The sequence below is a fragment of the Mitsuaria sp. TWR114 genome, from assembly GCF_007997345.1.
The window spans coordinates 1-2,211 of record NZ_VOSR01000626.1 but is presented as its reverse complement, the minus strand read 5'-3'; the positions used below and the strand labels follow the sequence as shown (position 1 = coordinate 2,211).

2 protein-coding genes are annotated in these 2,211 nt (G+C 71.3%); one reads left to right on the top strand and one right to left on the bottom strand.

What is annotated here, in order from left to right; translation table 11 throughout:
* Positions 1–989, top strand: a 989-nt coding sequence (locus FUT87_RS21010; protein ID WP_147242281.1) for a glutamate-5-semialdehyde dehydrogenase, incomplete at its 5' end; no start/stop codon positions are given.
* Positions 990–1,034: 45 nt separating this feature from the next.
* On the opposite strand, the gene FUT87_RS21005 is transcribed toward FUT87_RS21010, so the two are convergent.
* Positions 1,035–2,211 (bottom strand): DUF4139 domain-containing protein (locus tag FUT87_RS21005; RefSeq protein WP_147242280.1); only part of this gene is annotated, 1,177 nt, incomplete at its 5' end.

Genomic DNA, 2,211 nt, shown 5'->3' with positions numbered 1-2,211 from the left:
TCGGCGAGATCACCGGCGTGAAGCGTCGCCCCACCGGCATCAGCGTCGGCCAGATGCGCGTGCCGCTGGGCGTCTTCGGCATGATCTACGAGAGCCGCCCGAACGTGACCATCGAGGCCGCGTCGCTCGCCATCAAGAGCGGCAACGCCTGCATCCTGCGCGGCGGCTCCGAGGCGCTGCACAGCAACCTGGCGCTGGCGGCGCTGGTGGCCGACAGCCTCGAGGAAGCCGGCCTGCCGCGCGAGGCGGTGCAGCTGGTCAACACCACCGACCGCGCGGCGGTCGGGCTGCTGATCGCGATGCCGGCCTTCGTCGACGTGATCATTCCGCGCGGCGGCAAGGGCCTGATCGAGCGCATCAGCCGCGAGGCCCGCGTGCCGGTGATCAAACACCTGGACGGCAACTGCCACAGCTACGTCGACGCCGAGGTCGACCTGGACCTGGCGGTGACCGTCGTCGACAACGCCAAGACGCAGAAGTACAGCCCCTGCAACGCGACCGAGTCGTTGCTGGTCCATGCGAAGCAGGCCGCCGACTTCCTGCCGCGCATCGGCATGGTGTTCGCGGCCAAGGGCGTGGAGATGCGCGGCTGCGAGCGCGCGCTGGCGCTGCTGGAAGCGGTGCCGCGCGACCTGCTCAAGCCCGCCACGCCGCAGGACTGGGACACCGAATACCTGGCGCCGGTCATCAGCATCAAGATCGTCGACTCGCTGGACGAGGCCATCGCGCACATCAACCGCCATGGCTCGCATCACACCGATGCGATCCTCACCACCAACCACCTCAGCGCGATGCGCTTCCTGCGCGAGGTCGATTCGGCCAGCGTGATGGTCAACGCCAGCACGCGCTTCGCCGACGGCTTCGAGTACGGCCTGGGCGCGGAGATCGGCATCTCCACCGACAAGTTCCACGCCCGCGGCCCGGTGGGCCTGGAAGGCCTGACCTCGATGAAGTGGGTGGTGCTGGGCCAGGGCGAGATCAGGACCTGACGCGGTCCTGCGCGCCCGGCCTCGCGGAGCCGGCCGCGCGCAGCCTCAGGGCAGGTTCGGAACGTTGGCGTCCTTGGGCGCGCTGACCTTGTAGACCGCCTGGAAGCGCTGCGTCTGGTTCGGCGCCAGCGGCAGCTCCCACATCTGGATCCCGCGCTGGTCGCGCCAGTCGGCCTTGGTCACCGGCGGCGTGAACTGCGTCTGCACGCGGATGTCTTCGTGCTCCGACACCGGCGCCGGCTCCAGCACCTGCAGCGTCACCGGCTTGCCGCGCAGGTTCTCGACCTGCCATTGGCGCGTCACCACGACCTCGCGGCGCCCGCCGATGAAGCCGCCGTTCGCGCCATCGCGCTTGTCGGGCTCCACGCGCACGCGCAGCCGGTCGTCGAGACCGAAGGGCAGCGTCCACGTGGTCTCGCCGCCGAACTGCAGCGGCACCTGGCCGATCAGCGCGTTGTCACGGAACAGCTGCACCGGCCCCGCGGGCCACGAGCCCTGCGGGCGCGGCAGCTCGGCGACGAGGTAGGCCGCCGCCTCGGTCCGTGGTTGCACGCGTGCAAGCACCCGGGCCTGCTCGGCCGTGCGGCCCAGGCTGACCGTCGACATCGCGCCGTCCGCGCGCAGCGTCACGCGCTGCGGCAGGTCGTATTCGGCGCCGAACTCCCCTTCGAAGACGCTCGGATCGAAGCGGATCGTCTCCGCGACGCGCGAGCCCGTCACCTCGACGGAACGCAGATCCGCAGCCGGCGCCGGTGCGGCCATCGCCACCGGTGCGATCGCCATCCGGGAACGGGTCATCTTCTCGAAGATTTCCTGCTGGACCGCCAGCGTCCACGGCACCAGCGGCTCGATCGCGACGGCGTCGCGCGGCCGCACGGTCGAGAGCTTGAGCTTCACGTCGGTCCAGTCCTCGCCGCTGGTCTGCGCGATCTGCGCCAGGCGCTCGATCGCCAGCGCGCCGGTCGCGGTGTCCAGGCGCGCGCGATATTGCGGCTGCCAGCCCGCGCCCGCGACGCGATAGGAGAGGCCGACGTCGGCGGCCTCGGCCGTCGACAGCCGCAGCGTCACCACCGACACCTGGGCCGACGCCGTCGGCGCCGCGGCCTTCGCCGCCGCCAGGTCGTTGCCCAGATCGGTCAGCCGGTCCTTCAGGGTCTGACGCCGCGCGGTCAGCTCCTGTCCGTTGCGGCGCAGCGTGTCCAGGCTGGCGCCGAGCGCGGCG